The sequence below is a fragment of the Bacillus capparidis genome, from assembly GCF_017832095.1.
Taxonomy (GTDB): Bacteria; Bacillota; Bacilli; order Bacillales; family Bacillaceae; genus Bacillus; species Bacillus gobiensis.
The window spans coordinates 15,601-38,969 of the sequence record NZ_JAFDST010000007.1 but is presented as its reverse complement, the minus strand read 5'-3'; the positions used below and the strand labels follow the sequence as shown (position 1 = coordinate 38,969).

27 protein-coding genes are annotated in these 23,369 nt (G+C 40.3%); 15 read left to right on the top strand and 12 right to left on the bottom strand.

Annotation, left to right across the window (positions count from 1 at the left end; genetic code table 11):
• The first annotated feature begins 2 nt into the window (after positions 1 to 2).
• From dhaL to JOC74_RS20725, 4 genes are all read left to right on the top strand, one after another.
• Positions 3 to 623, top strand: coding sequence for a dihydroxyacetone kinase subunit DhaL (dhaL, locus tag JOC74_RS20740; RefSeq protein WP_211086308.1), 621 nt, complete (start codon positions 3 to 5; stop codon positions 621 to 623).
• Positions 624 to 1,016 carry a dihydroxyacetone kinase phosphoryl donor subunit DhaM gene (gene dhaM, locus JOC74_RS20735; protein ID WP_053602109.1) on the top strand — a complete coding sequence of 131 codons (393 nt, stop codon included), beginning with the start codon at positions 624 to 626 and terminating at the stop codon, positions 1,014 to 1,016. It abuts the gene before it with no gap.
• A gap of 134 nt (positions 1,017 to 1,150) precedes the next feature.
• Positions 1,151 to 2,884, top strand: coding sequence for an ABC transporter ATP-binding protein (locus JOC74_RS20730; protein ID WP_053602110.1), 1,734 nt, complete (start codon positions 1,151 to 1,153; stop codon positions 2,882 to 2,884).
• Entirely contained in the window at positions 2,865 to 4,691 is a 1,827-nt protein-coding gene (locus JOC74_RS20725) for an ABC transporter ATP-binding protein (protein ID WP_053602111.1), read from the top strand. Before JOC74_RS20730 ends, JOC74_RS20725 begins: the two co-directional genes overlap by 20 nt.
• 261 nt (positions 4,692 to 4,952) lie before the next feature.
• On the opposite strand, the gene JOC74_RS20720 is transcribed toward JOC74_RS20725, so the two are convergent.
• From JOC74_RS20720 to JOC74_RS20700, 5 genes are all read right to left on the bottom strand, one after another.
• Positions 4,953 to 6,131 carry an NAD(P)/FAD-dependent oxidoreductase gene (locus JOC74_RS20720; RefSeq protein WP_053602112.1) on the bottom strand — a complete coding sequence of 393 codons (1,179 nt, stop codon included), beginning with the start codon at positions 6,129 to 6,131 and terminating at the stop codon, positions 4,953 to 4,955.
• A 39-nt stretch (positions 6,132 to 6,170) separates the two neighbouring features.
• Positions 6,171 to 6,593: a helical membrane plugin domain-containing protein gene (locus tag JOC74_RS20715; RefSeq protein ID WP_053602113.1), complete on the bottom strand. Its 423-nt coding sequence runs from the start codon at positions 6,591 to 6,593 to the stop codon at positions 6,171 to 6,173.
• Positions 6,594 to 6,936: 343 nt separating this feature from the next.
• Complete coding sequence (locus JOC74_RS20710) at positions 6,937 to 7,581, bottom strand: TetR/AcrR family transcriptional regulator (RefSeq protein ID WP_053602114.1); 645 nt, start codon at positions 7,579 to 7,581, stop codon at positions 6,937 to 6,939.
• Positions 7,582 to 7,649: 68 nt separating this feature from the next.
• Positions 7,650 to 8,663 (bottom strand): ABC transporter permease, encoded by a 1,014-nt coding sequence (locus JOC74_RS20705; RefSeq protein ID WP_053602115.1) that lies wholly within the window; start codon positions 8,661 to 8,663, stop codon positions 7,650 to 7,652.
• Positions 8,660 to 9,379 (bottom strand): ABC transporter ATP-binding protein, encoded by a 720-nt coding sequence (locus JOC74_RS20700; RefSeq protein WP_053605942.1) that lies wholly within the window; start codon positions 9,377 to 9,379, stop codon positions 8,660 to 8,662. The genes JOC74_RS20705 and JOC74_RS20700 overlap by 4 nt, the downstream gene beginning before the upstream one ends.
• Positions 9,380 to 9,539: 160 nt before the next feature.
• Here JOC74_RS20700 and JOC74_RS20695 point away from each other — a divergent pair, with 160 nt between their 5' ends.
• Both JOC74_RS20695 and JOC74_RS20690 read left to right on the top strand, forming a co-directional pair.
• Positions 9,540 to 10,073, top strand: a complete 534-nt coding sequence (locus tag JOC74_RS20695; RefSeq protein ID WP_376773424.1) for a YfiT family bacillithiol transferase — start codon at positions 9,540 to 9,542, stop codon at positions 10,071 to 10,073.
• 24 nt (positions 10,074 to 10,097) lie between these two features.
• The gene (locus tag JOC74_RS20690) at positions 10,098 to 10,667 is read left to right on the top strand and encodes a thioredoxin family protein (protein ID WP_053602117.1); all 570 of its coding nucleotides are present in this window, start codon (positions 10,098 to 10,100) and stop codon (positions 10,665 to 10,667) included.
• A 34-nt stretch (positions 10,668 to 10,701) separates the two neighbouring features.
• On the opposite strand, the gene JOC74_RS20685 is transcribed toward JOC74_RS20690, so the two are convergent.
• Both JOC74_RS20685 and JOC74_RS20680 read right to left on the bottom strand, forming a co-directional pair.
• A complete protein-coding gene (locus JOC74_RS20685; protein WP_082363639.1) occupies positions 10,702 to 10,860 on the bottom strand; it encodes a YfhD family protein in 159 nt (52 codons plus the stop codon).
• A gap of 23 nt (positions 10,861 to 10,883) precedes the next feature.
• Positions 10,884 to 10,994, bottom strand: coding sequence for a YfhE family protein (locus JOC74_RS20680; RefSeq protein WP_225970314.1), 111 nt, complete (start codon positions 10,992 to 10,994; stop codon positions 10,884 to 10,886).
• Between the two features lie 315 nt (positions 10,995 to 11,309).
• Here JOC74_RS20680 and JOC74_RS23735 point away from each other — a divergent pair, with 315 nt between their 5' ends.
• Positions 11,310 to 11,582, top strand: coding sequence for a nuclease-related domain-containing protein (locus tag JOC74_RS23735; RefSeq protein ID WP_225970315.1), 273 nt, complete (start codon positions 11,310 to 11,312; stop codon positions 11,580 to 11,582).
• 380 nt (positions 11,583 to 11,962) lie between these two features.
• The gene (locus JOC74_RS23730) at positions 11,963 to 12,220 is read left to right on the top strand and encodes a hypothetical protein (RefSeq protein WP_225970316.1); all 258 of its coding nucleotides are present in this window, start codon (positions 11,963 to 11,965) and stop codon (positions 12,218 to 12,220) included.
• Positions 12,221 to 12,273: 53 nt separating this feature from the next.
• Here the strand turns inward: JOC74_RS23730 and JOC74_RS20670 are convergent, their stop codons facing one another.
• The 3 genes from JOC74_RS20670 to JOC74_RS20660 all read right to left on the bottom strand — a co-directional run bounded on the left by JOC74_RS20670 (position 12,274) and on the right by JOC74_RS20660 (position 15,191).
• Positions 12,274 to 12,831, bottom strand: a complete 558-nt coding sequence (locus tag JOC74_RS20670) for a GNAT family N-acetyltransferase (protein ID WP_053602118.1) — start codon at positions 12,829 to 12,831, stop codon at positions 12,274 to 12,276.
• A 291-nt stretch (positions 12,832 to 13,122) separates the two neighbouring features.
• Positions 13,123 to 14,262 carry an amidohydrolase gene (locus tag JOC74_RS20665; RefSeq protein WP_053602120.1) on the bottom strand — a complete coding sequence of 380 codons (1,140 nt, stop codon included), beginning with the start codon at positions 14,260 to 14,262 and terminating at the stop codon, positions 13,123 to 13,125.
• A 29-nt stretch (positions 14,263 to 14,291) separates the two neighbouring features.
• Positions 14,292 to 15,191, bottom strand: a complete 900-nt coding sequence (locus tag JOC74_RS20660) for a TIGR01777 family oxidoreductase (RefSeq protein WP_053602121.1) — start codon at positions 15,189 to 15,191, stop codon at positions 14,292 to 14,294.
• Positions 15,192 to 15,280: 89 nt separating this feature from the next.
• Between JOC74_RS20660 and recX the strand changes: the two genes are divergently transcribed.
• Complete coding sequence (gene recX, locus JOC74_RS20655; RefSeq protein ID WP_053602122.1) at positions 15,281 to 16,090, top strand: recombination regulator RecX; 810 nt, start codon at positions 15,281 to 15,283, stop codon at positions 16,088 to 16,090.
• Positions 16,074 to 16,382 carry a YfhH family protein gene (locus JOC74_RS20650; protein WP_053602123.1) on the top strand — a complete coding sequence of 103 codons (309 nt, stop codon included), beginning with the start codon at positions 16,074 to 16,076 and terminating at the stop codon, positions 16,380 to 16,382. Before recX ends, JOC74_RS20650 begins: the two co-directional genes overlap by 17 nt.
• Positions 16,383 to 16,427: 45 nt before the next feature.
• On the opposite strand, the gene sspK is transcribed toward JOC74_RS20650, so the two are convergent.
• Entirely contained in the window at positions 16,428 to 16,577 is a 150-nt protein-coding gene (sspK, locus tag JOC74_RS20645) for a small, acid-soluble spore protein K (RefSeq protein WP_053602124.1), read from the bottom strand.
• A gap of 119 nt (positions 16,578 to 16,696) precedes the next feature.
• Between sspK and JOC74_RS20640 the strand changes: the two genes are divergently transcribed.
• From JOC74_RS20640 to JOC74_RS20625, 4 genes are all read left to right on the top strand, one after another.
• Positions 16,697 to 16,966 carry a YfhJ family protein gene (locus tag JOC74_RS20640; protein ID WP_053602125.1) on the top strand — a complete coding sequence of 90 codons (270 nt, stop codon included), beginning with the start codon at positions 16,697 to 16,699 and terminating at the stop codon, positions 16,964 to 16,966.
• A gap of 228 nt (positions 16,967 to 17,194) precedes the next feature.
• Positions 17,195 to 18,154: a glycosyltransferase family 2 protein gene (locus JOC74_RS20635; protein ID WP_053605943.1), complete on the top strand. Its 960-nt coding sequence runs from the start codon at positions 17,195 to 17,197 to the stop codon at positions 18,152 to 18,154.
• Positions 18,135 to 18,530 carry a GtrA family protein gene (locus tag JOC74_RS20630; RefSeq protein WP_053602126.1) on the top strand — a complete coding sequence of 132 codons (396 nt, stop codon included), beginning with the start codon at positions 18,135 to 18,137 and terminating at the stop codon, positions 18,528 to 18,530. The genes JOC74_RS20635 and JOC74_RS20630 overlap by 20 nt, the downstream gene beginning before the upstream one ends.
• Positions 18,527 to 21,121, top strand: a complete 2,595-nt coding sequence (locus JOC74_RS20625) for a YfhO family protein (protein ID WP_053602127.1) — start codon at positions 18,527 to 18,529, stop codon at positions 21,119 to 21,121. Before JOC74_RS20630 ends, JOC74_RS20625 begins: the two co-directional genes overlap by 4 nt.
• On the opposite strand, the gene JOC74_RS20620 is transcribed toward JOC74_RS20625, so the two are convergent.
• Complete coding sequence (locus JOC74_RS20620) at positions 21,118 to 22,098, bottom strand: metal-dependent hydrolase (RefSeq protein WP_053602128.1); 981 nt, start codon at positions 22,096 to 22,098, stop codon at positions 21,118 to 21,120. The two genes, JOC74_RS20625 and JOC74_RS20620, sit on opposite strands and share 4 nt — an antisense overlap.
• A 171-nt stretch (positions 22,099 to 22,269) precedes the next feature.
• Between JOC74_RS20620 and mutY the strand changes: the two genes are divergently transcribed.
• Positions 22,270 to 23,364 carry an A/G-specific adenine glycosylase gene (gene mutY / locus JOC74_RS20615; protein ID WP_053602129.1) on the top strand — a complete coding sequence of 365 codons (1,095 nt, stop codon included), beginning with the start codon at positions 22,270 to 22,272 and terminating at the stop codon, positions 23,362 to 23,364.
• Positions 23,365 to 23,369 lie beyond the last annotated feature (5 nt).

Below are 23,369 nucleotides of genomic sequence, written 5' to 3'. Positions count from 1 at the left end.
AGATGACATTCACAACGGAAACCGCAAAAAAATGGATAAAAAACTCAGCAGATATTCTCGAACAAGAAAAAGAGTCACTGAATCAACTAGATCAAGCATTAGGCGATGGAGATCATGGCTTAAATATGGCAAGAGGATTCAGGGAGGCTGCTAATGGGGTTGATAACCTTGAGTCGATCGGCGCTGTGCTGCGGGCTGTCAGTCAATCTCTTATTTCAAAAGTGGGCGGTGCATCAGGTCCTCTTTACGGCACTGCATTTTTGAAGATGAGCAGACCGCTAAAAGAGCTGGAAGAGGCTGGAATGGAACAGCTGGGAGAAGCATTTCATGAAGCTGCAAAAGGCATGATGCAGCGCGGTAAGGCTGATATAGGCGATAAAACGCTGATTGATATATGGGCACCCGTAGCTCAGCTGTTACAAGAAAAGAAAGAAGCAGCTGCAGTTGATGAAATAAGAGACGCTGCCAAAGAGGCCTTAGAAAAATCAAAAGATCTAGAAGCAAAAAAAGGTCGTGCATCTTATTATAAAGAACGTTCTGTTGGCCATATTGACCCCGGAGCCCAGTCAACCTTTTATATCATTGAAGCACTTGTTCAAGCAATTAAAGAGGAGGAATTATAAATGGCAGTAGGTCTGGTCGTCATATCCCATAGCCCTCATCTCTCAAAAGGAGTTTTTGATTTAGTTAAGCAGGCGATGCCTACTATAAACGTCGCAGACGCTGGCGGAACAGATAACGGAGAAATCGGAACAAGCGCGATAAAAATAAAAGAAGCGATTGAATCCGTAAACTCAGGTGATGGAGTGGCCGTTTTTTTTGATTTTGGCAGCGCCGTAATGAATGCGGAAATGGCAATCGAGCTGCTGGAGGAGGATATTGAAGTTGAGCTGGCAGATGCGCCGCTGGTAGAAGGTGCATACGCTGCTGTCATGCAAGCGGGTTTCGGAAAATCGTTAAAGGAAGTAGTTGATGAAGCCGTGAAAGCTAGACAAGCAGAAAAAATTGTCCGCTAAAAAGCCTCATATCAGGAGGCTTTTTTTAATTTTTTCTTTAAATTAGGCGATGATAGAGTATAATCTAATAATATACATAAAGCAAATATTTCGAGTGTCAAAAGAAAATGAAAGAAATCTCTGGGGGCTTACTTATGGCAAAAGTTTTCTCTTTTTTTAAGCCTTATCGTCTGGCGATAGGGATTGCTCTGTTTTTCATGTTCACTGAGCTAGCTGTAGAGCTGGTGCAGCCACTCTTGATGGCGAAAATTATTGATGAAGGAATCATGGCAAACGATTATCAAGCTGTCCTATTGTGGGGAGCAATTATGGTGGGAGCAACAATTTTTTCTTTTGCTTCTGGCATTATTAATTCGTTTTACGCCGGGCATGTAAGCCAAAGCCTCAGTTTTAATCTCCGAAAGGCGTTATTTGAAAAAATTCAAGACTTTTCTTTTTCTGTTTTCGCCCAATTTCCGTCTTCTTCTTATATTACTCGCTTAACCAATGATATCACCCAGCTGCAAAATATTATCTTCATGGGATTACGGATCATGTTAAGAGCTCCGCTGTTAATCGCAGGAAGCATGATTATGGCTCTTACTGTCAACGTAAAGCTAGGTTTATTTCTTCTGATTACGACACCGTTGTTGTTCTTTTTTTTACTTTGGCTTCTAAAAAAAGGCGCCAACATATTTGGAGCTGTTCAACGTAATCTGGATCACGTGAACGCTATTATGCAGGAAAACTTAGCAGCAATGAAGCTGATTAAGGCGCTTATTCGCGGAAAGCATGAGGTGAAACGATTTATTGCCTCTAATGATAAGTTGAAGGACAAGACGATTTATGCGCTTCGTTTAATGGAATCGTCAATGCCTGTTCTGCTCCTCCTGATGAATCTTGGGCTGCTTGGGGTCCTATGGATCAGTAGTATTGATGTTCGCAATGGACAGGTACAGGTCGGGGAAGTGGTTGCAATTGTCAATTACGCGACACGTATTACAGGGGCACTTTCCATGGTTGCTTTTATTATCATGGGGTTTTCTCGTGCAAAGGCTTCAGCTGAACGAATTTCAGAGGTCCTTGACACGGAAGAAGCCGATCGGCAAGAAGGAAACAACGAGGCAGCTATTCGAGGGAAAGTTGAATTCCGTAATGTTTCCTTTCGCTATCCGGGAACAAATACGGAAGTCCTTCATGATCTATCTTTTACAGCTTATCCCGGTGAGAAAATTGCAATTATGGGGGCGACAGGATCGGGGAAATCAACACTTTTTCAATTAATTCCACGGTTGTATGAGTCAGATAAAGGCTCAATTATGATTGATAATCAGCCGATAGAAGGCTATAAAATTCACCAGCTTCGTAAGCAAATAGGTTTCGTTCCGCAGGAAGCTCTGCTTTTTTCAGGCACGATCAAGGAGAATATCAGATGGGGAAAAGAAGATGCCACAATGAATGAAGTGATTGCTGCTGCGAAAAGCGCTCAAATACACGATACGATTGACAGGCTCCCAAATAAATATGAAACCGTGCTAGGGCAAAAAGGAGTCAATCTATCTGGCGGACAAAAACAGCGATTGTCGATTGCAAGAGCATTGGTTCGCAGGCCTAAGCTGCTTTTTCTCGATGACAGCACAAGCGCGCTTGATTTAAAAACAGAAGCGCTTCTATTAAAAGCCATTAATGATTATGATTGTACTTTATTTATTATCACGCAAAAGATAAGTACGGCGATGAAGGCAGACCAGATTTTACTTTTAGAGGACGGAAAGCTTTTAGAGAAAGGGAAACACGAAGAGCTGGTGCGCACATCAAAGCTTTATCAACGCATATATAAATCTCAGTTCGGAAAGGAGTCATTGAACTATGTCCAGGCAAATTACTGATCCTTTTCGATATAAAAAGCTAGACAGAAACAAAAAAGATCAATCGGTAAAAAGAGCTTCGAAAGCAAAAGATTGGCAAGGTACATTAAAGCGGATATGGAGTTATCTTGCAAAAGAGAGAACAAAGCTGTTTCTTGTGTTTTCGATGGTTATCCTAAGCTCTGCTTTAAGCCTTTTAGGCCCGTTTTTAATCGGTGTTACGATAGATGAGTACATCGTAAAAAACAAAACGAACGGTTTGCTGCTGATTCTTGCTGCCCTTTTTGTCATATATATCATTTATTCCGCTTCCCTCTGGCTCCAAAATTACTGGATGATTAATATCTCTCAAAAGACGGTTTATACGGTTAGAAATGAGCTTTTTTCCCGTCTGCATCAGCTGCCGATATCTTTCTTTGACAAGCGCCAGCACGGCGAGCTGATGAGCAGAGTAACAAATGATATGGAAAACGTAAGTTCGACACTAAATAGCTCGGCCATACAGGTGCTTTCCAGTGTTTTGACACTGATCGGAACAATCGCAGTCATGCTTTATTTAAGCCCATTGCTAACACTTTTGACAATGACGATTATTCCGTTGATGGCGATTGGGATGAAGTGGATTACAAACCGAACGGGAGAACTGTTTAAAGAACAACAAAAAAATTTAGGAGAATTGAATGGGTATATCGAAGAAACGATTAATGGACAGAGGATTGTTAAAACCTTTTCGCAAGAGGAAAGAGTCGTCACCTCCTTTTTAGAAAAAAGTGAACGGTTGAAAACATCGGGCTTTTGGGCGCAAACGATTTCCGGTTTTATTCCAAAGGTTATGAATATGCTAAACAACCTCAGTTTTACGATTATTGCAGGGATCGGCGGCATTTTTGCCTTGAATGGCGCCATTTCAATTGGAGAGATCGTGATATTCGCAGAGTATTCCAGACAGTTTACGCGTCCCCTGAATGATTTAGCCAATCAGTTTAATACTTTGCTTTCTGCAATCGCAGGGGCTGAACGTGTATTTGATATCATAGATGAAAGGGAAGAAACAGAGGACGAAGAAAGCGCCGGCCATCATACAATCAATAAAGGAAAAGTTGAGTTTAAGGATGTCGCCTTTTCCTACGAAAAAGGCGAAAAAACAGTCAGCGGCTTAACGTTCACCATTCAGCCGGGTGAAACCATCGCCTTTGTCGGTCCAACCGGAGCTGGAAAAACGACGGTGACCAATTTACTTGCGAGATTTTATGAACCGGACAGCGGACACATTTATATTGATGGGCATGACAGCAGGCAGATTACGAGAGAAAGCCTTCGAAAGCATATGGGCTTTGTCCTGCAGGATTCCTTTCTTTTTCAAGGGACGATATTGGAAAACATCAGGTACGGCTGGCTCGATGCAAGTAAAGAGGAAGTGATTGAGGCTGCAAAACATGCCAATGCTCACGCTTTTATTGAAAAGCTGCCAAATAAGTATCAGACAAAACTTAATCAAAATGGCGGCGGAATCAGCCAGGGCCAAAAGCAGTTAATCTCTATCGCAAGAGCCCTTTTGGCAGATCCCGTACTGCTCATTTTAGACGAAGCCACCAGCAGCATTGATACTGTAACTGAATTAAAGATTCAAGAAGCGCTCGGGTATTTGATGAAAGGAAGGACGAGTGTAGTTATCGCACACCGGCTGAACACCATTCAAAACGCCGACCAAATCATCGTTCTTGAAGACGGCAGGATTACCGAAAAAGGGACACACAACGAATTGATCAAGCAAAAAGGCTTTTATTTCGGACTGTACCAAAGCCAGTTCAATAAGAATATTGGGTGATGGAAGCCAGAAGCGGCCGGCATTTTCGGGAGAGAAAAGCATAAGCTTGCGGTCGGAAGGAGCATATAAATTGGGTAAGCTGGCACATAAATCACGGAGGTAGAACATAAACCAGGAAAGCGGCACATAAGTCAGGGGAAAGGCACAAATCCTGAGCAAGGAATCACATTACCTATAGTTACTGTTTCACCAACGTCAAAATAATTAAAGGCATTGTCAAATTTAAATTGAACAATGCCTTTTTATTTTGCATGCGGGAGCTTAGTAAGCTAAGCTGAAAAGCCCTTTAATATGTGATAGATAACGTACGTTGCTTGCTTCTTTCATTAGGGACGCAGGAAGACCTTTTAAAGGTGTAGAGTTTGCGCCAATAATGGCTACCGCATCTTTGCGGCCAAGGCTTGCAAGTGTACCGGAATTTACCGGGCTGAACGTTTCAAGTGTTTTGTTTTCTAGGTATGCGTAAAGGTTGTAGCCGATCAGCTCGCCCATTTGCCATGCAATTTGCGCAGTTGGCGGGAATGGACGTCCGTCAGCGCCAAAGTACACTGCGCTGTCGCCAGCAACGAATACATCTTCGTGAGAAGTGGACTGTAGAAAATCGTTAACAGTGGCACGGCCGCGGTTAACTTCTAGGCCAGACTCGCCGACTAGCGGATTCCCTTGAACTCCACCGGTCCAAACAAACGTATTTGTTTTAATTTTTTGTCCGTCTTTTAGGTCAACAACGTTTCCTTCAACATTTGTTACAGGAAGGCCTGTTAAGAATTCGACGCCGCGTTTTTCCAAGCTTTCTGTAGCACGTACAATTAGATCATCTGGCAATACTGGAAGGATCTTCGGACCAGCCTCAACTAATTTTAGTTTGATTTCCTTAGGATTTACACCGTAGCTTTTTGCAAGCTTCGGCATAATATCGGCAAGCTCGCCGACTAATTCGACGCCTGTTAATCCGCCGCCCCCGATTAGAATTGTAGCATCTGCTTCATTTTTTGTTTTTGAATATTCGCGAATGCGATCTTCCACATGCTGATAAACTTTATTCGCATCAGCTGCAGATTTTAATACGAGGCTGTTTTCTTCAAGCCCTGGAATGCCAAAGTAAGCTGTTACACTTCCAAGACCAACAACAAGGGCATCGTAAGACAAAGTTGAACCGTCTGAAAGAGCAACCTCTTTATTATCAACAGAGAAGGATTTGACCTCAGCAATTTTTAAGTCAATGTCTTTACCTTTGAAAAGCTTCGTTAAAGGCATAGCCACTGCTTGTTCAGATACGTTGCCAGCTGCAAGGCGGTGCAGCTCAGTAATAATTTGATGAGTCGGATACTTATTAACTACTGTTACTTTCGCTTCTTCTTTGCTGTAATGATCGCGAACTGATAAAGCAGATAGGACTCCGCCGTAACCAGCGCCTAAAATTACAATATGTTTTGACATCGTGCATCCTCCGTCCTTATTTCTAATATAATTTCTATATTATTTTTGGTTTTCACGCTCTGACATAATTTGCATATAGCTTTGGGCAAAACGGAAAAGCTTCTGTGCTTGCGGATCTTTCATCATACGCAGCAACCCGAAAATCCCGATTATTTCTTTGCTTTCGTCTGCACGGTCTTTTGCTTCAATTGCAGTTGCAGCAACTTCTTTCGCAGTTTCTTTAACAGGGTCGAGCATTTCAGTAATTGCACTAACAGTATCATTCTTCAAAACATCATCCGAAGCGACGGATTGTGCAAAATCATAAGACTTTGTCAAAATATTTACTAACTCTGTAAGCTTTGGAAGCTGGTCAACCAATATAGTCAATGACTCTTGAACTTCAGGTTTAAGCAGCTGATCAAGTAAATCACGTTGGCCTTGACTAACAGATACGGTTGTTTGATCGGTTGTTTCTGGCATATCCAATTCTCCTTTACATTAAGAAATAGGCTATTTTTGAAGGGGATTTTTCACCTTGTCTATCTCACTCATGAAATAAGATTGTGAATTTATGCACAAACATATGCAGAAATAAACATTCAGACTTAAATTTAATTAAGTAATGAGATAAACAGTCTTCCCCTCTAAAAATGCAAACTCAAGAATTTTTTATTTTACTTTTATATGTTAACACTTTTTGAACGAATTGTTTAGTTTCGTTAACAAAAATAGTACATTTATTTTTTCATGGAGGATTTTCTACCCACTAATTTCATAAATCTATCAAAATCTAACAAGAATTATTGGTCAGAGAGCGAAATCATCACTCTTTTCTAATTCCCCTCATCACAAACTGAACTGTTCGTTCAATTTCTTCTTTTTCATCCATTTCAATTCCAGCTATAAAACGTGCGGCAACCAATCCCATGATTGATGACACTATGAGCCTGATGATGGTGTCTGCAGGTAGTTCTACGAGTTCGCCTTTTTCTACTGCAGCCTCAACTTTTTGCTTAAAAGGGTGGTAGACATGTTCAGAAAATAATTTTTTAAAATGAGATTGCAGCTCTTCATGGAAGAAAACCTCCTGTATAAAGATCTTAATGACAGGGAAATTAGCTTTGACAAAATCAAATCTGTTCGAAATGATCTCGCGGACAAATTCTTCAAAGGATTGATAGCTTTGCTCAAAAACTTCTTTCTTGAAGCTTTTCGCAAATGTAGGTGTAATCATTTTAGCAATCGGCATGACTATCGACATCAATAAATCCTTTTTCGTTTTATAGTGCCTGAAAATTGTCCCCTCGGCGACTCCTGCTTTTTTAGCTATTTCACTTGTTGAAGTGGCTGCAAACCCTTTTTCGGAAAATGTTTCAATTGCTGCAATCAGGATTTTTTTCTGCTTGTCACTCATTTTTATTTCTTCATCACTGTTATTCAAAAACTCTTCCAACGAAAAACGAGCCATTTTTCTACTCCTTCTTGAATCATAATTTCATTATAGTTAACGAAAAGGAGGATCACAAGCTGATCGAATTACAACCGTCTGTATTTTTTTAAAGTGAAGATATTCAGCAGGGCAAATGCTGTGATAAAACCAATGAGAACGAACAGATCGGTTTGGATCTGTGGAAATCCCTGTCCTTTTAGCATGACTGCTTTTAGCGCATCTGCTCCATAATACAGCGGCATCACAAAGCTTACGGATTCCAGCCAAGACGGCAGTCCATCTAACGGAAACAAGCCTGAAAAAAATACTTGCGGAACAATGACAAGCGGAATAAACTGAATCAGCTGCAGCTCATTGTTTGCAAATGTAGATAAAAAGGTTCCTAGAGTTAAAGCTGTTAAAGATAGAAGAATGGTAATGATAAGAATAAGGCCAATCGATCCGGAGTTGTATAAATTCAAGATTTGGATCGCGAACCAAGTAATTACGATCGATTGCAAAACCGTAAATAGCCCAAATCCGATACTGTAGCCTGCAACGATTTCATATCGTTTTAATGGAGTGGCCAGAATTCGTTCCAGCGTTCCTTTTGTTCGTTCTCGTAAAAAGGAGATCCCCGCCACTAAAAAGACGAAAAAGAAAATAAATAATCCGACAAGCACAGGTCCTGTATAGTCAAAGCTTGAAAGCTCATCATCGCTATAGGCATAGTCCACAGACACGGTATCTGATTGTCCTTTAGGCTGCTGAATTCTTTGCAATGTGCCGAGAATTTCTTTTGTATTTTGGCTGCTGTTGTCGAGTGTAACGGAAAGACCGTCCGATCCAAAGCTGAAAAACGCATCAAGCTGATCATTTTCAATCGCACTTTTCGGCTGGTTCGAGCTGTAGTCCTCCACTTCAATATTTTCTTTTTCCAATTTGCTTACAAGACCGTCTGGAAGCTGGTAACCTCCTGTGTGAAAAACAGCATTTTCATTGTTTAAAACAAGATTGGCTAGAGTCAGTACGAGAAGCGGGGCAAAAAGCATTAATAACAACGTCCGTTTGTCCCAGAAAAACTGTTGAATGATTTTGGTAACAAGCGCTTTTATTCTCATGCTTCGTCTCCTCTATTCATAAGAAAAATTTCTTCAATTGACGATATGCCGTATTGTTCTTTAAAGCCTTTCGGTGTGTTTACCCCGATCAGTCTGCCATCACGAATCAACGCTAATCTGTCACACTTTTCAGCTTCATCCATGACATGGGTGGTGACAAGAATGGAAACTCCATTATTCTTTAGCTGCTCGAGCTCATTCCAAATAGATTTCCTAAGCAGAGGGTCGATACCGACAGTTGGTTCATCAAGTGCGAGCAAAACCGGGTTGTGCAACAGGGCGATCGCGAGAGACAAGCGTCGTTTCATCCCGCCTGAAAACTGGCCGGTTTTTTTATCCTTATGATCTTGCAAATCGACTAGGTTCAGCACTTGGTCAATCTTGAATTTCCGTTCGTGCTTTTTTAAACCATACAGTGTAGCAAAAAAAGAAAGATTTTCTTTGGCAGTAAGATCCTCATACAAGGCATCCGCCTGGCCCATGTATCCGATTTGATTTAATACGGGTAAATTTGGCATAACCGTATCAAGAACATGAACTTCGCCCTCGTTCGGCTTCTCCATACCGATAATCATCTTAATTAACGTTGTTTTTCCAGATCCAGATGGTCCTAAAAGGCCAAAAATCTCCCCTTTTTTTATCGAAAAATTGATATCGGCTAAAACGGACCTGGATTGATAGCTTTTACTCAAATTAGAAATTGTTACGGCTGTCATCATTTCATTCTCCTCCCTAGAATAAAAAGTGAGTAATCACTCATTTAAAGTACCATATGCTTTTCTTATTGTAAAGTGAGTAATCACTCACGATCTTTTAATTGAACTCTGACTTTCCAATCAATAAAATGAAATCATTCAGAGTATGTAAAAGGGAGAGCTGCAGATGGATCATTTGAAATATCCAATAGGAAAACACGAGGTTTTACAGACATTTGATCAGGCAAGCATTGACGAATCAATTGAAACTCTTCAAAAAGCACCTGTGTTGCTGAAGGAAGCCATCCAGGGGCTAAAAAAGGAGCAGCTACTTACTCCTTATCGAGAAGGGGGATGGACCGTTTGGCAAGTAGTAAACCATCTTCCAGACAGCCATATGAACGCCTATGTTCGCTTTAAATTGGCGTTAACAGAAGAGAATCCAGTGATTAGACCATATGCTGAGCATCTCTGGGCAGAACTTCCTGATTCGCACGATACTCAGCCCGAGGTCTCCATTCAACTTCTTTCCGCTCTTCATGAAAGATGGGTGATCCTTTTAAAAGGGCTTGAGGAAAAAGATTATTACAAGACCTATTACCATCCTGAAGATAAAGAAAAGTTTGCCGTTTATCAGGCAATCGGCACGTATTCATGGCATTCACGGCATCATATCGCCCATATTACTTCGCTTCGTGAAAGAATGGGCTGGTAAAAATGTGTAAGGAGATGAGGAAGTATGAACCTTCAAGCATGGTTTGAAAAAGGATTGAAGCAGCATGAGTATATTTTCAGTATGGAAACCCATAAAGAAAACTTGCTGAAAGTCTACAACGAGGTTAATTTGGATGAGGATGAAAAAACACTGCTGCAAGGATTACAGAAGGAGCAGTTGAAAGCAGTTATTCTGACGGCTGATTGGTGCGGCGATGCAATGGTGAACCTGCCGATTTTTATGAGAATTGCGGATGAAGCTCTGCTCGAAGCACGTTACCTGATCCGGGATGAAAATCTGGAGCTCATGGACCAATACTTAACAAATGGGAATGCAAGATCGATTCCAATTATTATTTTTCTGGATAAAGACGGAAATGAAATAGGGAAATGGGGTCCAAGGGCTCCTCAAGTTCAGGAGAAAGTCGATACGTTAAAAGAAAAGCTACCAGTTAAAGAATCGGCTGATTACGAACAAGCATTTAAAGAATTTGTTAAAGAAATTTCTATCCTGTTTACAACGGATCGAGCGATTTGGGCAGATGTAAAGGGCGATCTTATACAAGGTTTAACACAGGCGGTCCCAAAACAATAGAAATAAAAGCAGATCCAATTGGACCTGCTTTTTCTTATTTATTCTCACTGCTTCTTGCGCGTCTGTCCGCAGCATCCGCCCGTTTTTGCGCTTCCACATCGTCGGCGTCCGCCAGTTCAGTTGAATATTCCTCGTAAACCCCATCGGTTTCATTTAATGCTTTTTCTGTAATATCATCCTGTTTTTTGTTCATTTTTTTAGCTCCTAACCTGCAAATTATTTTCTGCCTGAGGCTCTGTCTGCTCTTCTAAATTCCCTTGCATATGTAACCTCTTGCATTTTTCTTAGACGAGACTGTTCCTGCTCAGTTTTCTTTTTACTTGCCAAATGATTCACTCCCTGCATATTAGGATTTCATCTAAAGGATATCCTTTATTCATTTTTTTGATACACTGCTTAGGATGTTGGATCTTGTCGAGTAATCGATATATTGAAAATATCGCCGATAAATGAGTGGTTTTCGTCGATATATTCGAAATTCCGACGATAAAATAAAAAAATCGCCGATAAAATTTGAAATTAGAGATCCAGCAGGTATTTGTGACCCATTGTTGAACTAGCAGAAAGAGAAAAAACAACAGGAGTGGTTGAATGATTATAAAAAAGCGTGAAATTCCTCGTTCGATTTAAAAATTACAAGCTTTGCTTCGAAATCTTCCTTCGAATCATCCGAAAATTCCACTAATAACCGAGGAGCTCAAAAAAAGAACAGCAGGCTATAGAGGGGAGACTGCTCTAGATTTTCCGCTAAGTTTTATAGCTGAGAAAGACTACTTCATTTTTCATGATCTGAGACTACAGGATTCATCCCGTTATTTTCAAATGGATACGCTTGTGCTGTCGCAAAAATTTGCGCTGATTTTAGAAGTCAAAAATATTGCTGGTTCGTTATATTTCGATCCTACGTTCAATTAGCTTATCCGAACAAAGGATGGTACGGAGAGAGCTTTTCCAGATCCGATCCTGCAAATCGAACGTCAAGAAATACAACTGAGAAATTGGCTCTCAACCAATCGTTTACGAAATGTTCCGGTATTCTCATTCGTCGTCATAAGCAACCCAGAAACTATTATCAGAACCTCACCAGAAAACCGTGATTTAGGCCGCAAAGTCATTCACCGCGATGCACTTCCTTCGAAAATAATCCAATTAGAAAATACAATCAAAGAGCAGGCTTTTTCAGAAAAAGAACTTAAAAAAGCTGTTCGCGCTATCAAAAGGCTGCACATTCCAGAAGACTACCCCATTTTAGAAAAATACCAAATAAAAAAAGCAGAAATTTTAAAAGGAGCAGTATGTCTCCATTGCAATCACAGGCCCTTATTAAGGACGCATGGAACTTGGATTTGCGAAAAGTGTCTCAGCAAAACCCAGGATGCCCATATTCAACCGCTAAAAGATTATTCGCTGCTGATAAATTCGACAATAACGAATCACGAGCTAAGAGACTATTTGGACTTGCAATCATCCGCGGTCGCAAAGAGAATCATGCAATCCATGAATCTCACATACAGTGGATTGAACAAGGGAAGGGTGTATCACCTGTCATTTGATAAATCTTGAACTGAATAAAAAAAACCACCCGCTGCTATCGGGCGATTTCGGTTTACGCTTCTTTTAATTGCTCTTCCTCTTGTTCCTGTTGAATTCTGAGTAGATGCAATGTATATAAATCCTTTGGAATCTCAAACAGATGGTAAACGTCCAGTCCTTGGTTAATTTGATCAAGCAAGGCTTTTCTCGACTCATCTGCTTTTAAGACATACGGAAGCTTTTCAGCAGCTTTAAGCGAGCGGACATTTGTCTTGCGGATTTTCATAAAAATTGTTTCAATGTCTTTCTCGTAAAAAAGCTCATTAAAAAATTGTTCCTTTGCAGGCTGATTATAGCCTTTTCCGTGATACGGCTTTCCGAGCCAGGTTGCTAAAAAACCTGCTTTATCAACTATGTCAAAAAGGCTGATCGAACCAATCGGCGTTCCCCATTCGTCAATAATCGTACGGGAGATGAGTTTGCCTTGCTCTTCGGCCTCGATTAAATTTTTAATTTGAAACATATATTCTTCCATTGATTCCGCTTTATAGCGGACATATGGGAAAATTTGCGGGTCAATCATTAATTCATAAAGCGCGTGGCTGTCAGTGATTTCACGTTTTTTTAGCATGGGCTCCCTCCATAACACCGAGGGTAGTCACAGCCGGTATAAGTGACTCTTTCCACCCTCGAAATTTTTTCAAATCAAAGAAAAGGTATATCCCTTTAAGGAATGCTTTTCTAAAATAAAAATAAAAAAATTTCGGGGTGGGAATCGAACCCACTAGAACCGTCGTGCGGTGGCTCACCATTTGCCTTCCCTGATTCAATTGACATTAGAAAATAAATCAGTTCAAAATTATAGTACTCGAATAAAAGAAAAAATGATACACCTTTTTTGTAAATATTTTACGACGTAATATTACAAAGTTTGACTTGCGGATTGAAACACGATTTTTCCATTAATCAAAGTTAAGACAGGCTTGGCAAGATAGTGAAAAAGGTGCCCGTTCCAAACAGATAAATCCGCATCTTTTCCGGGCTCAAGGCTGCCTAACCGATCGTCAATTCCTAAATTTCTGGCTGGGTTGATCGTAATGCCTTCCAACGCACTTTGTTCATCCATACCTTCTCTGACTGCAATAGAAGCCGCAATATTTAAGTATTGAATCGGAGTATAAGGATGGTCGGTTGTAATTGAGATGTCTACGCCTGCTTCAGCCAGGATACGATAGGTGGACCAGCTCTTATTTTTCAGCTCGACTTTTGACCGCCTTGTCAAAGTTGGTCCGATGCTGACCTTCGCTTTTTTTTCGGCGAGAACAGCTGTAATGAGATGTCCTTCCGTACAATGCTCAATCCGGTAATCGAGGTTAAATTCTTCACTGAATCGAATCGCCGACATAATATCATCGGCGCGATGAGCGTGGATTCGCACCGGAATTTTTCGCTCCAATGCTTGTAAAATTGGCAGCTGTCTGAAATCACATTCCGCATTTTTTTGAGCAGAGTAAAACGCTTCTCTCAGCATCCCCATAATGCCCATTCTAGTAATGGATTCCTTTGCCCCATGGCTGTGTATTCGTTTAGGATTTTCGCCAAATGCAATTTTAAGTCCCGCAGTTTCTTTTACCATCATTTCTTCAAGTGTTGTACCGGCTGTTTTAATGACAGAAGTTGTACCGCCGATGACATTTGAGCTTCCGGGCATGATATGAACAGCGGTAATCCCGTGCTTTATTGCATCTTTAAATGCCGGATCGAATTGGTGGCAGCTGTCCAACGCCCTGATATGCGGCGTAATTGGTTCAATCGATTCGTTGGCGTCATTGCCAGCCCATCCCGTTCCTTCGTCATATAAGCCAATATGGGTGTGGACGTCAATCAGGCCTGGGAAAATATATTTATCTTTACAATCTATAATCCGGTCTGCTGATTCTATTGTTATGGATCGGCTGATCTCAGCAATTTTGCCATTTTGCACGAGTAAATCGGTCTCATAAAGAGGCTTCCCCGTTATTGGATACAAATTTCCCCTTTTGAATAAAAGCTTTTCGCTCATTTGGCATCTCCAATCAATTCGTGACGTTACTATGATTGTATGAGATTATCGAGGGCTTCATTTATATGAGGGAAATTATAATTGTAGTCCTGCAATAAAGCTTTTTTTGGAAGGACACGCTGGCCCTTCAAAATCATCATGCTCATTTCGCCAAGTGCAAGCTGGAGCAAAGGAGCAGGCGCCTTTAACCAATGAGGGCGGCCCATAGCAGAACCAATCGATCGACCCAATTCATTCATCTCTATGGGATTCGGGGACGTAATGTTTAGTGGGCCAGAGATATCCTGCCTGCTGATGGCATTCATGATCAGGTCACAAGCATCGTCTACATGTATCCAGGATAACCACTGCTTGCCGGATCCGATAGGCCCGCCACCAAAAAATATATAGGGCAGCTTCATCATTAGCAGCGATCCGCCGTTTGCTCCCAGGACAATGCCGAATCTTGTATAGACTGTCCGGATTCCAAGGCTTTCAATTTGTCTTGCTTCCTCTTCCCATTTGTGAGAAACATGGCTTAAGAAATCTTCATTTGAGGTAACAGAATCCTCTGTAAAGGTGTTTTCAATTGAGGTGCCGTAAATCCCCACTGCACTCGCTTGGATAAGGACAGCCGGATTTTTCTCATTGGCCTCAATTAAGCGTTTGACTTCTCTAGTTGCTTGAATCCTGCTGGTGAGAATTGCGTCTTTATTTTTTCTCGTCCAACGTGTAAAGATTGATTTTCCTGCCAGATTAATCCAAGCATCGATGTCTGGAAGGCTGCTTTCAGGAGCCGAATCATCTGTTACCCACTTGACGTATGTAACATTTTCTTCGGCTTTCTTTGGATTTCTTGTTAAAATATAAACATGATGCCCGCGAGTGGTCAAAGTTTTTGTCAGATGTTCTCCTATAAAACCTGTACCGCCCGTAATTGCAATATTCATAAAAGACCGCTCCCATCCTAACTATATGACCTTACCCTATTATGACAGTTCTTAATCAGAATAAAACGCATTTGATTGGGGGTGTAAAAGTGGCCTATATTACAAAAATATCAGCACAGGAAAAAAACAAAGATCGTGTTAATGTTTTTCTCGATAATAAGTACGCCTTCAGTGTTGAATTGGATGTTGTGGCACAATTTAATTTGCGAAAAGGCAAGGAACTTGATGATTTGCAAATTGAAGAAATTCGGTTTGCGGATGACGTAAAAAAGGGATTCCACAAAGCGATTGGCTATTTATCCTTTCGAATGAGGTCGGAAAAAGAAGTAAGAGATTTTCTTGCTAAAAAAGAAGTTTCTTTCTCGGCTTCAACTGAAATCATCTACAGGCTCAAGGAGTTAAATTATTTAAATGATGCGTCTTTTGCCGAAGCGTACGTAAGCACCCATCGGAAAACTAATCGTAAAGGTCCGGCAGTTCTAAAAAGAGAGCTTAAAGAAAAAGGGGTTTCCGAGGAAGCGATCACGGATGCTTTACAGACGTTTTCTTTTGAAGACCAGATGGAAGAGGCAAAGGTTCTCACCCAAAAATTTTTAAAAAAAGGAAAAAAGGTGTCCACGAAGGAAACGAGCCAGCTGATTCAACAGCAGCTTGCCAGAAAGGGTTTCCCGTTTGATGTGATCAATGCGGTTCTCGATGAGATTGAGTTTGAAAATAATGAAGAGGAAGAACAAGAGGTACTAACTCTTCATGCTGAAAAAGCAATGAAGAAATATAAGTACGATGGGACATTTGAAAAAAAAATGAAGGTCAAGCAATTTTTATTTCGCAAAGGCTTCGACGCTGACATGATCGAAAGCTTTTTAGAAAAGAGGGAAGATCATGGAGAAAAGATATAGTGAAATGTCGGAATATGAATTGAAGACAGAAATTGCGGCGCTTGCTGAGAAAGCGAGGAAAGCAGAGCAGCTGGGGATTATTAACGAATTTTCTGTACTCGAAAGAAAAATAGCAATGGCAAAATCGTATTTATTGAATCCTGAAAACATTAAGACACAAACGAACTATAAGATTGAAGGTTCAAATGAGGAATTTTTTGTGAAGTATCTTAATGGCGTGTTCGCTTGGGGGTTTCGCCGTGAAACCCCTGAAAAGGAGGAGGCAGTGCCAATTTCTCTTTTGGTGAAATAAGAACAAGGAGAATTCCTATGTTACTCGGAACTTCTCCTTTTCTTGTCAATCCTTCCCGGAAGCCCGCATTCGTTCTTGCGGTCGGGTATTCGTTGAACCATCAGGACGTTTTGAGGCATAATTATCTAGTGGGCGGGGTGCCCCTTCAAAGTTGCTTGTATTTAAATTGGGGAAATCCTTTGCTTTGTTTCTCATTGGTCCATCCCACCCTAGTTAATTGTTGCGTCTTCATATAAGAAGACGTAAGGTTATTATATGGAGTACAATGGTTTAATACAGTGAAAGTTTTTTCCTGCAAAAAGGAGGTAAGGGACATGAACACCTACTTTGAAAAGCTGACGGCAGCTCTTTTAGAGAAAAATGACATGCTGAGCTATGCTCAGGCACGTACATGGGTAGAGCTTCTGTGGGAGGATTTTGAATCGACCTATGCAAAAGCCGGACAGAAATATAAAGGAAAAGACGCTACTGAGCGCGTGGTTTTGGAGTGGATAGAAAGCTATGGAAGCCAGCTGCATTTGTTTCCATCCAATCATCCCAAATATAAAGATATTTTTAATTCTGATGACTATCTGCTTCATTAAGCTTAAAAGTGTCAGTCTCCCGTCACTTGGTGAGGGGGGCTATTGTGTTGCCGAAATATCTCGCGTAAAAATAATGTAAAGGCAAATACTAAAAAGGCATTCACAAATTCTTTACAACTATGTACGCTTATTATGCTTTACAATAAGGAATGAATTGAATTGAAGAAACGGTCAAAAAATGGCTCGAAGATTTTTCAATCTGTAAGTGAGTCAAAAGAAGGTGGATTTATGAAAAACGGAATCATATCCATTGTTATTCCATCCTATAATGAAGCGGAGAATGTCAGGTTAATTTACGATGCATTAATCGAGGAATTTGATGCTTTTCAATATAATTGCGAAATTCTGTATGTAAATGATGGAAGCTCCGACAATACGTTGTACGAAATGAAAGAATTATCGAGGATCGACAGAAGAGTAAAATATATATCCTTCTCAAGAAATTTCGGGAAAGAGCCAGCGATTCTTGCCGGTCTGCAGCATGCTTCCGGAGAGGCTGTCATTGTGATGGATGCTGATCTTCAACATCCAACCTATTTGCTAAAGGACTTTATTTATGGATATGAAGAGGGATTCGATCAGGTCGTAGCCCAGAGGAACAGAAAAGGGGACAGCCCATTCCGGTCATACCTTTCATCAATGTATTACCGCTTTATTAACAAAGCGGTTGAAGTCGACTTGCGTGACGGGGTCGGCGATTTTCGCCTGCTAAGCAGAAAAGCGGTTGAAGCTTTGCTCAAATTAAATGAAGGCAACCGCTTTTCGAAGGGGCTGTTTTGCTGGATTGGTTTTGAGCAAAAAACGATTTATTATGAAAATGTCGAACGGAAGAACGGGACAACGAAATGGTCGATACGAAATTTATTTAATTACGGCATTGACGGAGTCGTATCATTTAACAATCGTCCATTACGAGTATGTTTTTATGCTGGTATTTTTATACTTCTTCTGTCAATATTTTATATCATGTTCGCATTTGTTAAAATATTGCAGGATGGAATCTCGGTACCCGGATATTTTACAATTATTTCGGCTGTACTTTTCCTGGGCGGAATCCAGTTATTAAGCCTTGGAGTTATTGGCGAATATATCGGAAGAATTTACTATGAGACCAAGAAACGCCCGCATTATCTAATAAACGAAGCAAATACTGTCTACGAGGAAAAAAATGAAAAAAATAAACTTTGAATTTTTTCGATTTGTCATTGTCGGAGGAATAAATACAGGCACCTATTATTTGATTTATCTTTCTTTGCTTAAGCTGGCGCATTTCGATTATATGGCAGCCCATCTAACGGGTTTCGTCATCAGCCTTGTCATATCTTTTTTTCTGAACTGTTTTTTTACGTTTAAAACGAAACCAACTTTAGCAAAATTTTTGCAATTTCCGCTCACTCAATTGTTTAACGTCATTATGTCTTCTATATTGATCTATGTATTTGTCGACGTTTTTTCTCTGTCGAGTGTGATTGCGCCAATAGCTGCTTTATTTATTACAGTCCCAGTAACTTATATTGTAACAGGGAAAATATTAAAAAAAGAAAAAAACGAGGAGGCCGCATGAATAAAAAAACAGGATGGATCGTTGCGATTTGCAGCATCTTCATTTCCATACTGGCCCATTCTTTTTTTCTGACGGAGTGGCGGAACGGCAGATATATGGTTGGCCCGAATGATGGGTTATCGCAGATTGTGACATTTAAAAAGCTTTTATATGAAGAATTTACGCAAGGAAACTTCTTCTATTCCTACTCTTTCGGAATGGGCGGAGGGATATTCAGCCAGCTGGGGTATTATTTTACAACCTCGATGTTTTTTATTCTGACAGTAGCAGTTGTATTTCTTTTGCAATCATTGTCGATCATTGGCCAGCCTGATGCGTTGTTTTGGGCACAATCTGCTGTGTTTATCAGCATAGGAAAGCTCGCATTTATTATAATGACTGCCTGGTTTGCCTTTTACCAGCTGGTAAAAAATAAACTGGCTGCCTTTACCGGGGCGTGTATTTACGGACTGTCCGTCATATATTTCCGTCATACGGGTTTTTGGGAATTTTTCACTGACGCTTTTTTGTGGGTTCCATTGCTTGTACTAGGTGCAGAACGGGTGATCCGTGAAAGAAAGCCTGCATTATTAATCGTTGCATGCTCGCTTACCTTAATTAATAATTTTTATTTTGCATACATAAACCTAATTTTTCTATTCATATACGCTGTTTTCCGATATGTTATAAAAATTGATGAAAATGAAGCCACGCTGTGGGAGCAGCTGAAGCTATATACAGTTTCCGTTATTTTGTCATTTGGCATCAGCGCTTTTTCTTTTGTAACATCTGTATACGGTTTTTTACATAATCTCCGGCCTGCCTATGATCAGAAGATTAATTGGTTCGCATTATCAGATGATATTCTTTTTTCTAGCCGTACGATCGTTTTGCCAGCTGTATTTGTTCTGTTTCTATTTATTTTTTCCTTTTACAAAAACAGAACGTATCTATTATTTGTATCGATAAGCGGTTTGCTGATATTTCTTCATTTTAGCCCAATGGCTGCCAGTGCATTTAATGGCTTATCAGCGCCTCAATACCGCTTTGAATATCTATTGTCATTTACAATCGGCGGAGCAGTGGCAGCAGGAATGACAATGCTTTCTAAAGTCGGGAAAAAAAGCGTTCTTGTTGCGGCGTCTATTGGATTGTTTATTTATCTTATTGCCCGTTGGATCTATATTTTGTTTGATGCGAGCGAACAAGATCTAAAAACTGACATGGTTATCTATGCTATTGCAATAATCGCTGTCTTTATCTTATATGCCTTTAATAAAATCCGGCGCTTTCCTGTCATTTTGCAAATGGCGGTTATCTTAATAAGCATTTTTACAGTGAACACTTATCAAGAACATACTTTATGGAATGTAGGAGACTTATATAAAGTATCAAAATCCTACATAAATAGTGAAGAGTATGATGGAGATGAGCAACGCCAGCTTATTAATGAAATAAAAGACCGTGATCCTGACCCGTTTGCAAGGATTGACTGGATGACAGATACTAGAAACAATACGCCGATCATCCAGAATTTTAATGGCTTTAGCGTATATTCAAGTATTTTAAACAGAGACTTGCTTGAGCTGTATTGGTATGATCTGAATATAGATATGAAGAGAGAAAGCGTAAGCAGATATGCTGGTCTTGGAGACCGCACTAATTTGCACAGCATCTTTTACGGAAAGTATTTTATAAAGGGGAAAAACGGGAAAACAGGAGATGTCCCTTACGGCTTTTCAAAGGTGCTTGAAAACAAACACTATGAAGCATATGAAAACACAAATCTGCTGCCGTTTGTCCGAACGGAAAATACAGCATATTCCGAGGACTCTTTAAAAAATGCTCCTCCGCTTGCGAGGGAGCATGCTATGCTTGAAGGGATTGTACTGGAGAATGCCGATGATGAAGCAAAGCCACCTCAAGTAAATAACATCATCGGAGACTCTGAGCTGAAAACGGTCGATGCAACCTATGAGAACGGAGATCTTTCCGTCACCGGAGATCGAGGAGGAATTGATGTTATCGTTCCTGATCAAGATGCCAACAAGGCAGAGGATTACTATATCAGCTTCCATTTAGAAAATAAAGCGGCAGATGAGCTCTATGAATTGAGAGTCAATCAATACGAAACGTCCAGGAAATCGAATAAATCGATATATAAAACAGGCGTAAATCAACTAACGATTCGGGTGCCTGCTCAAGAGAAGATATCGATCCGTTTGCCAAAAGGGGAGTATAAGCTAGAGGATCTGAAGCTTTATGCAGAATCCTATGAACTTCTTGAAGAGAAGAAAGAGGAGAGTCCCCCTGAAGCGAGGATCAACTGGAACAAGAATAAGCTCAATATCAACTTGAAAAATGAAAAAAATGACCGTTTTATGGTCATCCCTGTGCCTTATGAAAAAGGATGGGAGGTTACAGTTAACGGAAAGAAAGGGGAGTTAGAAAAAGCTAATTATTCCTTTATTGGCATACCGATTGCAAGTGGTGAGAATAACATAGAACTTACCTATTATCCGCCATTCCTCAAGCTTACTTTAGCTGTATCAGCAGTTTTTCTGCTTTTAGCTTTATTCTACTGCAGAAGAATAAAAAAACTTGGCTCTTAAACTGAGCCAAGTTTTAATTTTTTTTGCAGTTTTTCTTCACTGAAAATCCATCCCGTATAGGAGGACAGAATTTCTAATTCCTTATCCATCCGTACGATTGCGACAAATGGATAATGCCCTTTGCTTCTGTATCTTAAGTCAATAAATTTAACTTCATAATGGTCCTTATACGTATCGACTTCCCATTTGTATACGGGAGAAAAAGAGAGGAAGGCAGATAAATTATCATCTTTTTTAGCAGCCTTCATAATAGCTGAGTCAGGTACAGGGACACGGTTAAACGTATCGAGCATGACAAGCTTTCCGTCCATGCAGCGGCCGACGTGAAAGGATGATTTTGTTTTTACTGCAATTCTCCATTGTTTAAATTTCATTGTTGGAGAAATGATAATTTCTTCGATATCGCCATACTTTTCATGAAGCTTTTGTTTAATTTGGTGCTGCATGAAAATCCTGAGCCCGTAATATCCGGCTAATATAATGTAGAGACCCAAAAAGGTGAAGCCTGGATGCCCGCCGGCGTACCAAATTAAAATCGCGACGATATGGCTCAAAAAAATAAACGGGTCAAATGTATTAATTATGCCTAAGGCTACCCACTTTTTTGAAAACGGGCGGACTGCTTGTGTACCATATGCATTAAAAATATCAACAAATACATGTAATACAACAGCAATAAATGACCAAAGCCATAAATGGAAGAAACTCGCTTCCGGAAAAAATAAATAAAGGATACCCGGAATGAGCAATGACCAGGCCGCCACTGCCGGTATGGAATGGGTAAACCCTCTGTGGTTTCGTATATAAACAGCATTGTTTTTTAACTTTAAGATGGTATCCACATCAGGAGCCTGTGAACCTATTAAGGTTGCAAGCATCACAGCGTGTGCCAATGAAGGATTTGATCCGATTGCGGGATCCAATGTTGCCATTCCTCCAAGCCCTATACCCATGACTACGTGAGTGCCAGTATCCATTGAAAACCTCCTGTATGAATCGATCGGGGGAATTTCTTGGTATTGTTCATTTTCGCTTTTTCTTCAAATGCTTTTAATGTAACATATTATCGTATATGTGTTTAGTTTACAACAAATCGTGCACATAAAAAAGTTTCATTATAGTTAAGATTGTTAACAAGGAGTTTTAGAATGGAGAACATTGTAGATAAACTAATTGCAATAAATATCGAGAATTTTCAAACTGATTTAATCAACTGGTACGAAAGGGAAAAAAGAAGTCTGCCATGGAGACTGGATCAAGATCCTTATAAAATTTGGGTATCTGAAGTCATGCTTCAGCAAACGAGGGTAGAAACAGTTATCCCGTATTTCGAAAATTTCACGAAGCAATTTCCTACAGTCCAAGCTTTGGCCGAGGCAGATGAAGAAAAGGTTTTAAAGGCTTGGGAAGGATTGGGATACTACTCACGTGTCCGTAATTTACAAAGTGCAGTAAAAGAAGTGGCTGAAAAATACGGAGGAACAATTCCCCGTTCCACAGAGGAATTCGGCAGTTTGAAGGGTGTTGGCCCATATACGAAAGGTGCTGTTCTTAGTATTGCTTATCAGCTTCCTATCCCCGCAGTTGACGGAAATGTGATGAGAGTCGTCTCGAGAATACTTGGGATATGGGATGATATTGCGAAGGCGAAAACGAGAAAAATATTTGATTATGCAACTGAACAAATGATTTCAAAAGAAAAACCATCCGAATTTAACCAAGGCTTAATGGAGCTTGGGGCGATAATCTGTACCCCGAAATCCCCTTCGTGCATGCTATGCCCTGTTCAAGCTCATTGCAACGCATTTGCAGGCGGTTATGAACGGGAGCTCCCTGTCAAAAGCAAAAAGAAAAAGCCCGCGGTAAAAAGTCTTGCTGCAGCAGTACTGAAAGATGAAGATGGCAATTATTATATTCATAAACGCCCTTCTTCCGGCCTGTTGGCCAATTTGTGGGAATTTGCTAATTTGGAAACGGAAAAGGGGAATAAGACAGAACGAGAGCAATTAACTGATTTTCTAAAGGATGGATTCGGGGTAGAAGCTGATATCGGTGAAATACAAGGTGTTGTTGAACATATTTTTACCCACCTTGTATGGAATATTTCTGTGTATTTTGGCACAATAAAGCATTGCAGGGAAGACACGTCGTTAAGAAAAGTAACTAGGGAAGAGATGGAAAGATATGCATTTCCAGTTTCCCATCAAAAAATTCGGAATATGTATGAATTAGACAGAAGATAAGTCAT

Bases quoted from the DNA above. Each gene is read 5' to 3' on its own strand.
- dhaL (WP_211086308.1), top strand. From the start codon at position 3: ATGACATTCACAACGGAAACCGCAAAAAAATGGATAAAAAACTCAGCA.
- dhaM (WP_053602109.1), top strand. From the start codon at position 624: ATGGCAGTAGGTCTGGTCGTCATATCCCATAGCCCTCATCTCTCAAAA.
- JOC74_RS20730 (WP_053602110.1), top strand. From the start codon at position 1,151: ATGGCAAAAGTTTTCTCTTTTTTTAAGCCTTATCGTCTGGCGATAGGG.
- JOC74_RS20725 (WP_053602111.1), top strand. From the start codon at position 2,865: ATGTCCAGGCAAATTACTGATCCTTTTCGATATAAAAAGCTAGACAGA.
- JOC74_RS20720 (WP_053602112.1), bottom strand. From the start codon at position 6,131: ATGTCAAAACATATTGTAATTTTAGGCGCTGGTTACGGCGGAGTCCTA.
- JOC74_RS20715 (WP_053602113.1), bottom strand. From the start codon at position 6,593: ATGCCAGAAACAACCGATCAAACAACCGTATCTGTTAGTCAAGGCCAA.
- JOC74_RS20710 (WP_053602114.1), bottom strand. From the start codon at position 7,581: ATGGCTCGTTTTTCGTTGGAAGAGTTTTTGAATAACAGTGATGAAGAA.
- JOC74_RS20705 (WP_053602115.1), bottom strand. From the start codon at position 8,663: ATGAGAATAAAAGCGCTTGTTACCAAAATCATTCAACAGTTTTTCTGG.
- JOC74_RS20700 (WP_053605942.1), bottom strand. From the start codon at position 9,379: ATGACAGCCGTAACAATTTCTAATTTGAGTAAAAGCTATCAATCCAGG.
- JOC74_RS20690 (WP_053602117.1), top strand. From the start codon at position 10,098: ATGAACCTTCAAGCATGGTTTGAAAAAGGATTGAAGCAGCATGAGTAT.
- JOC74_RS20685 (WP_082363639.1), bottom strand. From the start codon at position 10,860: ATGAACAAAAAACAGGATGATATTACAGAAAAAGCATTAAATGAAACC.
- JOC74_RS23730 (WP_225970316.1), top strand. From the start codon at position 11,963: ATGTCTCCATTGCAATCACAGGCCCTTATTAAGGACGCATGGAACTTG.
- JOC74_RS20670 (WP_053602118.1), bottom strand. From the start codon at position 12,831: ATGCTAAAAAAACGTGAAATCACTGACAGCCACGCGCTTTATGAATTA.
- JOC74_RS20665 (WP_053602120.1), bottom strand. From the start codon at position 14,262: ATGAGCGAAAAGCTTTTATTCAAAAGGGGAAATTTGTATCCAATAACG.
- JOC74_RS20660 (WP_053602121.1), bottom strand. From the start codon at position 15,191: ATGAATATTGCAATTACGGGCGGTACAGGTTTTATAGGAGAACATCTG.
- JOC74_RS20650 (WP_053602123.1), top strand. From the start codon at position 16,074: ATGGAGAAAAGATATAGTGAAATGTCGGAATATGAATTGAAGACAGAA.
- sspK (WP_053602124.1), bottom strand. From the start codon at position 16,577: ATGAGAAACAAAGCAAAGGATTTCCCCAATTTAAATACAAGCAACTTT.
- JOC74_RS20640 (WP_053602125.1), top strand. From the start codon at position 16,697: ATGAACACCTACTTTGAAAAGCTGACGGCAGCTCTTTTAGAGAAAAAT.
- JOC74_RS20635 (WP_053605943.1), top strand. From the start codon at position 17,195: ATGAAAAACGGAATCATATCCATTGTTATTCCATCCTATAATGAAGCG.
- JOC74_RS20630 (WP_053602126.1), top strand. From the start codon at position 18,135: ATGAAAAAAATAAACTTTGAATTTTTTCGATTTGTCATTGTCGGAGGA.
- JOC74_RS20625 (WP_053602127.1), top strand. From the start codon at position 18,527: ATGAATAAAAAAACAGGATGGATCGTTGCGATTTGCAGCATCTTCATT.
- JOC74_RS20620 (WP_053602128.1), bottom strand. From the start codon at position 22,098: ATGGATACTGGCACTCACGTAGTCATGGGTATAGGGCTTGGAGGAATG.
- mutY (WP_053602129.1), top strand. From the start codon at position 22,270: ATGGAGAACATTGTAGATAAACTAATTGCAATAAATATCGAGAATTTT.